General features: G+C 42.2%; 9 protein-coding genes and 1 tRNA gene. 4 read left to right on the plus strand and 6 right to left on the minus strand.

The window, feature by feature from the left end; all coding sequences use genetic code 11:
* The first annotated feature begins 69 nt into the window (after positions 1 to 69).
* From EII32_RS10750 to EII32_RS10760, 3 genes are read left to right on the plus strand one after another with little or no spacing between them, the layout of a single operon-like run.
* A complete protein-coding gene (locus EII32_RS10750) occupies positions 70 to 567 on the plus strand; it encodes a phage holin family protein (protein WP_125235399.1) in 498 nt (165 codons plus the stop codon).
* Positions 554 to 1,198: an N-acetylmuramoyl-L-alanine amidase gene (locus EII32_RS10755; RefSeq protein ID WP_125235400.1), complete on the plus strand. Its 645-nt coding sequence runs from the start codon at positions 554 to 556 to the stop codon at positions 1,196 to 1,198. Before EII32_RS10750 ends, EII32_RS10755 begins: the two co-directional genes overlap by 14 nt.
* A 22-nt stretch (positions 1,199 to 1,220) precedes the next feature.
* A complete protein-coding gene (locus EII32_RS10760) occupies positions 1,221 to 1,742 on the plus strand; it encodes a hypothetical protein (RefSeq protein ID WP_125235401.1) in 522 nt (173 codons plus the stop codon).
* Positions 1,743 to 1,809: 67 nt separating this feature from the next.
* Here the strand turns inward: EII32_RS10760 and EII32_RS10765 are convergent, their stop codons facing one another.
* Together EII32_RS10765 and EII32_RS10770 are read right to left on the minus strand one after the other, a co-directional pair.
* Positions 1,810 to 3,039, minus strand: a complete 1,230-nt coding sequence (locus tag EII32_RS10765; protein WP_125235402.1) for a phage integrase SAM-like domain-containing protein — start codon at positions 3,037 to 3,039, stop codon at positions 1,810 to 1,812.
* 240 nt (positions 3,040 to 3,279) lie between these two features.
* Positions 3,280 to 3,891: a TetR/AcrR family transcriptional regulator gene (locus EII32_RS10770; RefSeq protein WP_125235403.1), complete on the minus strand. Its 612-nt coding sequence runs from the start codon at positions 3,889 to 3,891 to the stop codon at positions 3,280 to 3,282.
* Positions 3,892 to 4,183: 292 nt separating this feature from the next.
* On the opposite strand from EII32_RS10770, the gene EII32_RS10775 reads away from it, so the two are divergent.
* Positions 4,184 to 4,256: transfer RNA gene (locus EII32_RS10775), tRNA-Met, on the plus strand.
* A 611-nt stretch (positions 4,257 to 4,867) separates the two neighbouring features.
* Here EII32_RS10775 and EII32_RS10780 read toward each other — a convergent pair.
* The 4 genes from EII32_RS10780 to EII32_RS10795 form a co-directional block, all read right to left on the minus strand.
* A complete protein-coding gene (locus EII32_RS10780; RefSeq protein WP_233582385.1) occupies positions 4,868 to 5,548 on the minus strand; it encodes a GDSL-type esterase/lipase family protein in 681 nt (226 codons plus the stop codon).
* Positions 5,549 to 5,569: 21 nt separating this feature from the next.
* Positions 5,570 to 6,565 carry a M48 family metallopeptidase gene (locus EII32_RS10785; protein WP_125235404.1) on the minus strand — a complete coding sequence of 332 codons (996 nt, stop codon included), beginning with the start codon at positions 6,563 to 6,565 and terminating at the stop codon, positions 5,570 to 5,572.
* Positions 6,566 to 6,578: 13 nt separating this feature from the next.
* Complete coding sequence (locus EII32_RS10790; protein WP_125235405.1) at positions 6,579 to 7,145, minus strand: LemA family protein; 567 nt, start codon at positions 7,143 to 7,145, stop codon at positions 6,579 to 6,581.
* 357 nt (positions 7,146 to 7,502) lie between these two features.
* Positions 7,503 to 7,940 (minus strand): transglycosylase SLT domain-containing protein, encoded by a 438-nt coding sequence (locus EII32_RS10795; protein ID WP_125235406.1) that lies wholly within the window; start codon positions 7,938 to 7,940, stop codon positions 7,503 to 7,505.
* Between the last annotated feature and the right edge of the window lie 454 nt (positions 7,941 to 8,394).

Raw genomic sequence — 8,394 nt, forward strand, 5'->3', positions numbered from 1 at the left:
AGAAAACTCAACAGATTCTGCCGGCGAATGAATGGTTTAAAAGTTTTACTTTAATTATTGCAGTAATATATGAATAACGGAATTATAACCTATGAGATAACACAGCAGTTAATCGTATTGCTTTGTTTCACGGCAGGGTTGATGACAACCCCCATAATTTTCATTGCTCTCGATTTTTGGGCAGGAATACGGAAGGCTCGCATGCGCGGTAAAAAAATATGCTCGGACAAAATGCAACGCACGGCGCGAAAGATGTCGCGATACTACAATGCCATTTTCGCAATGACCGTCTTGGACGTGGTACAGATATGCGCGTTTGTTTTTCTGCATATATATCACGGCTGGACGTTGTGGACTTTTCCGGCATTCACGCTCCTCGGCGTGGGCTTTACGGCAGCCATTGAGATAAAGAGTATCATAGAGCCTGCGGACAAGAAAGAGCGCAGACAGATGAAAGGTGTTTTGGAACTTGCAAAGGCAATAGCGGAGCATCGGAGCGACCCGAAAGAAATTGCAGAAGCGATTGCGGAATATTTAAAGGAGGGAGGAAGAGATGAAAAAATCTAATGCAGTCGTAATTCTCGGTACCGCGCACCGCGCGAGGGAGGTGGGGAAATGCTCGCCCGACAAAAGACTGAGAGAGTATCGTTACTCTCGTGACAGGGTCGCTGGTATCAAGGCTAAATTGGAAGCGCTCGGTTATATGGTGTTTGTTGATATGGAGGCAGATGACCTGCCTGTTAAGATGCAAAGCGGAAGCGCATCGCAAGAGCGCAACAGAGAACTGAACATGCGAGTTAATTTAGTAAACGCCCTTTGTGCAAAATTCGGCAAAGAAAACTGTATCTATGTCAGCGTGCACGTGGACGCGGCAGGAGGTGACGGGAAATGGCATGATGCCCGCGGATTCTCCGTACGGGTCGGGAGTAAAGCCGGTGAGCATTCCAAACGTCTCGGACGCATATTCTGCGTGACGGCGGAGACGGCGGGTCTCATGGGCAACAGGAGTATTCCACCTGAAAAGTATTGGTCACAGAACCTTTACGTTTTGAACAAGACCGCGTGCCCGGCAGTGCTCACGGAGAACCTTTTCCAAGACAACAAGAGTGATGTTGATTTTCTCTTGTCTGACGAGGGAAAGCACGCCGTCGAGCGTTTGCATGTGGAAGCGATATGTAAATATATGGAGGGTGTTTAACGAATAAAATCAATAAGAGACTATGACGAAGGAACTTTATGATAACGGCGGGTGTAACGCAGGGAATGAGAACGGTGGTTGTTTCGGAATGATTTGGGGCGTAATACTTGCCTGCCTCGTATGCGCGTTGCTCGGAAGTTGCAGGACAAAATATGTCGGCGTTCCGGAATATCACAAGGAATACATTCACAGAACGGACTCTTTCTTCAGTACTGACACGGTAAAGGAAAAGGAATGGATTACGGTACGAGAGGTGGACAGCGTCCAATTGGCGGAAATCGGGCTGCAACTGAAAGGAATAAAAAACGCGTACCTCGTGGAGAAAAACAAGAACCGCGAAAGGACGGCGGACAGAATGATAACACACACCGACACCATACTTAAAACGGACAGCATTCGGGTACCTTACCCCGTTGTCACGAACAAAGTGCCGTTCAAAGACAAGGTGTATTTCGCAACGATAGGAATAGTGATATGTTTTTTCATAGTGTTGTTATATAAGTTAATAAGGTGGCTTCGAGCGCGAAGCGGAATTCAAGATTAGGTTAGTATGTTTTTTGATTTTTCAGTGAGGGGTGCGCGTGAGCGTATCCCTTTATTCGTAAAAAATATTATTTTTTGTTATTCAAAACATAATCTATTACTTTACGATTAGCGACATCTACTTTATCCCTATTAAATTTAATATATATGCCGGTAACCTTTGCACCGTGTGAGTGTCCTAACGCTTCGCTGATAGTGTCCTTTGGTATATCCAATTCAGCGGCATACGTAGCCCACGAATAACGCGCCCAATACCACGTTAGTTTTTTGTCTAACGGTATCATTTTTCTTTGTCCGTTGAGGGCGGTTATTTCCTTGCCATCTTTGTCGAGCATAGGCAGACCGATGCGCGCCAGGGCATTGTCTAACGTACCCTGATATGCTTTGGCATTGCTACATCTGTCAAAACAACTTAACAGATGTTTTTTGCCTTTGTACTTTTCAAGAATTGCCGCCGCTTCCGGCTCAATCTTAATGCTATAAAGTTTACCAGTCTTTGCCCGTCGATATTCAAGCCTGCCATTTACTATGTTGTCATGTGTCATTACGGACAAATCAGCCATGTTTATACCTATTAAATAAAAAGACAACATAAACATATCGCGATATTCAGTATATCGATATTTGGTTTCAAGATTTTGCAGAATTCGCATTTTCTCTATAGGTAACACGCGCATACGTGTTTCTTCTGTCTTAACGCGGTAGTGCCTGAATGGGTTGTTAGTGGTTATATCGTGGCCAAGCGCATAGTTTACGGCGCAGCGTACTACTTTGATGTAGGAGGCACGGGTATTTATAGACAAATCAGCCATTGAGTTATAAAAATCGTCTATCCAGGCAGGCGTTATTTGTTCGCAGTAGATTTTAGTACAATCCCCACAGAACTTGTTTAGCCTGATAGCAGCGGTTTTGGCTATGTACTTTGTGTTAGTGGCACGACCGACCAACGTACTTTGTATTAAGTCATAGAGCGACGGCGCACCGATAGTAGGCTTTTCCAAATCAAGGTTTGTTAGTAGTTCCTTAATTTGCGGGCGGGTAAGTTTGCGCCATTGCCCGTTTTCCATTAACTCTAAAATCCGATTGCCGACGGTGGTTAGTAACGTGGTTAGTGTGTCATTGATACGCTTTGCACCTTTGCCGATATGCCGTTTGGTTACGCTATCCCAATCGTCAGCGTTTACATATATGCCGGTGCTAAGATAGATGTTAGTACCGTGTCCGACTACTATTTGAACCGGGTAAGACCCATCTTTGAGGGCGCGGCGAGTGTCAAGTCGTAAGGTAGATTTTGCCATAAGATTTGCTGAAAATTTGCTGAATTATATACCTAATATACCCGATTTTCGCCACATTTAGCCCCGATTTTCGCCGTTTCTGATATATGGAAATTAGCGGAAAAGCCCTGTAAGTAAGGGTTTCGGGCGATTACAACCCGATTTCCTGTAAGTAATCCCATATTTTCCGTAATTTTATTATTTATGATTTGTTCTCCCTTGCAGCGTGTGTAGCATCTGTACCGCAACAAAAACCGCTTGTCAAGGATTTATCTTTATACCTGATGCACTGTTTCGCCCCAATGCTCCGTAAACGACCTTGGCAACAAGCGGTTTGCTGGTTTCCGGTGTCATGCCATGACCGAGACGACCATAGATGAACGGCACCTCAAGCCCTTTTATGCAGTAGTGGGTAATGTCTGCGACAAGTTCCACGTTGTCTATGTCAAACTCGCCTTCGGCCTTGCCTTCGGCATAAACCTTGCAGAAGAGTTCTATCTCGTCTTCATCAAAATTCTTACGCACTTTCTCCACCATCCATATATTCCGAAAGAAAGCGGCACGAAGGTTTCCGTTACGCATCACCGTTTCTTTTATTGTAGTGAGATGTGTGTAAATCAATTCAATGATTTTGTCTTGTGGCTTTATATTTTTCGACGCAACCTCAGCCATGCGGTCGGAGAGACGTTCCAATTCGCCTTCTATGACTGCATAATATACGTCTTCCTTACTGCTAAAATAGGTATAAAGAGTACGACGCCCCTTCCCGGAAGCCATGGCTATGTCGTTCATAGTCGTGTTTTCGAGCCCGTTCTTTGCGAACAACTGACGAGCCACGTCAACAAGTTTTTGCCTTGTTTGGGATATAGACATATCTCTTTCCTCCACATTTTAGTTGATTGCACATAATATTTACCGTGTGCAAAAGTAGTTTTTTTATTTCATTTATCCAAATTTTTCCACATGCAAATTAGACAAAAAGCCCCAAAATAATAATTAATCGGTATTGAAAAGTCGTATAAAAATTTATATAACGAATGCATTAAAGTATAGAAAAAACAAAAAAAACGATATTTATTTGGATATTCGAGAAAAATGCAGTACCTTTGCACTCGCAATTAAAGATATGCCCCGTATCGGGGTACTTTGATATAGCTTATTACATCGCGGAGTGGAGCAGTTGGTAGCTCGCCAGGCTCATAACCTGGAGGTCGCATGTTCGAGTCCTGCCTCCGCAACTACAAGAGGGTGTGTCACAATTAGGCGCACCTTTTTTCATTATAATATGTCCCACGCAAAAAACGGCGTTACACTAAAATGCGACATCTATGTCCCTGGGCGTATGCCTTCATATTTCAAAGGCATCATTGCCCTTAGTTTTTACAACTCTCCGTTTTCAGTTTCCATATTATATCATAATGGCAAGCAATCTGGGCGGTTTTGGAATGCAAATTCGCCGAAATTACTTGGCAAAACCGCCAAAATTGCTACCACACCAACGTTTGTCGTGATACGTTAATGTAAGGAAATGCCCCTTTGGGGATAATAAATTTGGATTTTGATTGAGCTGAACGTTTTCGACAAATTAATATCCTGTCCCCGAATGTACAAGAATGATACATGGCAGACTCTCAAAGCGTATCTGCGTAAGTATTCTTATGTGTCGTTACTGTAACCTGCCGTGTTGTATTCCGCCGGTACCTTCATGGTAGTTGAGATTGTGTGAATTGTTACTTCTGTTATGTTTCTTATTTCTTATAAAAATTGCAAAAGACCGAGTAAGAAAACTTCGGGTATTGAATACAAAGACAGCGATATTCTTTCTAATCGTTTATCCCTAACCGGAGGCTTAATTCATCAATTCACGTATGTATGGGCGGAGTTCGTATCCCCAAATCTTGTAACCGGCCGGCGAAAGGTGAAGCCCGTCGCGCGTTAGTTCTTTCCTTAACTGGTCGGTACCGTGTCGCAGGAAACGTGGATAAAGATTAATAAATTCCACGTCCATGCTTTTGCAATATTCCATTACCTGACGGTTTATCTCGGGTATCTGACCGCTTCGTCCGGAAAGTGTCTTCCACCTGCCGAAGCCTTCGTTTATGGGCAAACAACTTTCTACATATAGTTTTGTATTGGGAGCATCATTTCGTATTTTCCTTACCACACGGTTCACCATAGTTGCCACCTGTTGTGCAGTAAGGTTATGACTAAGGTCGTTAATGCCTATCATAAGGAATATTGCCTTGGGGTGACCGGCAAGTATCTTGTCGAGACGGTACAACACCCCATCGGCAGTATCGCTCATTATGCCACGGTTAACTATATTTGCTCCTTTGAGACGTTCATTCCAATCGAATCCGAACTCAGTCATGCTGTCACCGAGCATCACTATCGTCTCTCTGTTTATCGGCTTTTCCTTTTCAAACTCCGCAAGGCGTTTGTTATAGTGCGGAAAAGGCGTAAAATCAGTGTGCTGAGCGTTGACGGGCAGCAATGTCATTGCAAGCAAAAATGAAAGAACGTTCTTCATCTGTTGTGTCTTAGGCTATTCTCAGAACTGCTCCAATATCTCTATACGCTTGCGCGTGTCGGGATGTGTGCTGAAAATGGAGTTAAAGAAACTCATTACACCCGTGGTCATATCTTTAGGATGAATTATGAAGAGTTGGGCAACCTCTTCACGTCCGCAGTCTGCAAGCCCCGGCTCTGCCGAAATCTTGCGCAGGGCAGAGGCAAGTGCCAATGGATCGCCGCATAGTTCCGCTCCGCCGGCATCTGCCATATATTCACGTTTTCGAGAAATGGCAAAACGGGTTATTGTCGTGAACAAATAAGCAATACCTGCACATACAAGACCTACTATCATTATCACTATGATTGCCACTCCGTTGTTCTTGTTACGACTCCTGCCGTTGCCATATATAAGCACACGCCATATCATGTGTAATATGATGGATATTATTGTGGATACTATACCCACAAAAACTATGCTTGTTATGAGCAGACGAGTGTCGTTATTGCGTATGTGAGTAAGTTCGTGACCGAGTACTCCTGCCAATTCGGCATCATTGAGACGATTGAGCAAACCTGTGGTTACGGTAACAGTATATGTTTTCTTGTTTATCCCGCTGGCAAAAGCGTTTAACATCGGGTCATCCACGATATTTATCATGGGCATGTCCATTCCGCAAGCGATGCACAGATTTTCCACTATGTTATATACACGTGGATTCTCTCTACGTTCCAACGGACGTGCCCCAACGGCTTTTTTAATAATCCAAGTATTGAACTTGTAGGCTATAAGAAACCAAACGGCAACAATAAGTATCACCCACGGGAATATGACAATAAACTCGTGGTTTACCTCTTTTAAGTCAAACGATGTGACCCAATTACCATAATGATCATAATATCCTCCACCTATAAGACCGAGGATAAGGAAAAACATGTAAACCGTACCCAGTATTATGACCGGAAACATCAGCAACAGCAACACACTTAGACGGTTGTTGCGCTGAATTTGCGTCTGCATGCCTACATATCTCATTGCGAGTAATGTTTTAGAATTGAATTTCAGGTGCTTTCTCTAAAGTGGAACGCTGTTCCTGCGGTATCTCGAACATTGGTTCCTTGCTGAAATGGAACATACCGGCGATAATACTCGACGGGAACACCTGTACGGCATTGTTCAACTCACGAGTGGCAGAATTGAAGAAACGGCGAGATGCCGCAAGTTTGTTCTCAATATCTGAAATTTCTCCCTGCAACTGAATGAAATTGTTGTTTGCCTTAAGGTCGGGATATGCCTCCAACTGAATGCGCAAACCGGACAAAGCCGAAGTAAGGGCATTATCGGCTTGTATCTTTTCATTGATGGTAGATGCACCTACAAATCCGGCACGAGCCTCGGTAACTTTCTGCAATGTCTCACTCTCATGTTTGGCATAACCTTTTACCACAGACACAAGTTGGGGGATTAAATCGGCACGTTGCTTCAACTGGACATCAATGTTGGCAAAAGCATTCTCACGATTGTTGCGCAGACGGACAAGACCGTTATACATAGATACAAACCATATTACCAACAATACAATTACTACTAAAAAAATAATAATTCCTATTACCATAATAATCGAAAATTAAATGTGTTTTTTATTTCAATAATGCAAATATAATACAAAAAAACAATTCCAAGAACTATTTTAATAATAATTTAAAACTTTGTTATTCTTTTAGGTGGATTTCATAAATTATCACCGTAAAATTAATTTTATATTGCAAGTAATGTTTTTTATCATCTTGAGGTATCTTTTCGCTACAAAGCACCGGATTTCGTTCAAGCATGTGATACGCACACCACCTACTCTATACAACTTTGCACTCAAAAACAATATCCCAATCTGACAAAGCAAATATTCATAAGCCGGTTATAATGAAATTCGGGTATCTGCGAAATGCAAATACCCGAATTAATATTGATAATCTTACTTTTTCTTTAGATGACGAAGAACCTTCTCGTAATAACGCTGAGTCTTTCGCAGACTGTATCGCGGACCGCCGTTCCAAGCCCTTATTGCTTGTTCCACATCATTTTGCGGATTGTGAAAAAACTGTATCAGGATAAACATCTCCTTAGACTTCTCAACACTGAACCGATCTGCCAAGATATAACGTTTGGCACTGTTTCTTAATTTCAAAATCTTGTTGCATTCTGCAACTGCTATTGGTGTAATCTGCATCGCACCAACCTGATTTCCATTCTTTGCCATGCGGTTACCACCGCTTTCTACTTGAATAATGGCATTCATCACCGGATTCCAATCAAACTCATTTGTGCGACCTGCTCTCTCGTTTACAGAAAATGCAGTAAAAGAGAACATCATAAACGCACACAATGTTACAATTCTTAAAATTCTCTTCATTATTAAAAATTTATAGAGCCGGAACAATGTAAATGAAATTGTTCAATGTGCAACTTTATGTGAGAATGAGTATTGAAGCACCGAAACTCTGTTAGACTTTATATGAAAAGACAAACACATCGCAAACTTGCGATACATCGTCACAATCATACGTTAGCGAGTGCAAAGTTACTTAAAATCAACCATTTAAGCAAATAATAGAGTAAAGAATGTCAAGAAATAATTATATTCTTGATATAAATCACATCTACATTTTCAATCACACAACTCTTTATAAATAGAATTCCCCGAAAAACGTTCCGCAAAGGATTATACCAACAATTCCACACACATATCACAAAAACATACAAACAATCCTAATTTATATCCTGGCAAACCGATTGGTCTAAAAACAAAAAAGGGGCGTTCCCGTGTGTTGTGTTAACGAGAACGCTCCGGAAAAAGAGGGCGGCGA

It is taken from the genome of Prevotella sp. OH937_COT-195 (assembly GCF_003932845.1).
GTDB lineage: Bacteria > Bacteroidota > Bacteroidia > Bacteroidales > Bacteroidaceae > Prevotella.

What these genes read in the sequence shown, in the direction of transcription:
- EII32_RS10750 (WP_125235399.1), top strand. Translation starts at nt 70, where the DNA reads ATGAATAACGGAATTATAACCTATGAGATAACACAGCAGTTAATCGTA.
- EII32_RS10755 (WP_125235400.1), top strand. Translation starts at nt 554, where the DNA reads ATGAAAAAATCTAATGCAGTCGTAATTCTCGGTACCGCGCACCGCGCG.
- EII32_RS10760 (WP_125235401.1), top strand. Translation starts at nt 1,221, where the DNA reads ATGACGAAGGAACTTTATGATAACGGCGGGTGTAACGCAGGGAATGAG.
- EII32_RS10765 (WP_125235402.1), bottom strand. Translation starts at nt 3,039, where the DNA reads ATGGCAAAATCTACCTTACGACTTGACACTCGCCGCGCCCTCAAAGAT.
- EII32_RS10770 (WP_125235403.1), bottom strand. Translation starts at nt 3,891, where the DNA reads ATGTCTATATCCCAAACAAGGCAAAAACTTGTTGACGTGGCTCGTCAG.
- EII32_RS10780 (WP_233582385.1), bottom strand. Translation starts at nt 5,548, where the DNA reads ATGAAGAACGTTCTTTCATTTTTGCTTGCAATGACATTGCTGCCCGTC.
- EII32_RS10785 (WP_125235404.1), bottom strand. Translation starts at nt 6,565, where the DNA reads ATGAGATATGTAGGCATGCAGACGCAAATTCAGCGCAACAACCGTCTA.
- EII32_RS10790 (WP_125235405.1), bottom strand. Translation starts at nt 7,145, where the DNA reads ATGGTAATAGGAATTATTATTTTTTTAGTAGTAATTGTATTGTTGGTA.
- EII32_RS10795 (WP_125235406.1), bottom strand. Translation starts at nt 7,940, where the DNA reads ATGAAGAGAATTTTAAGAATTGTAACATTGTGTGCGTTTATGATGTTC.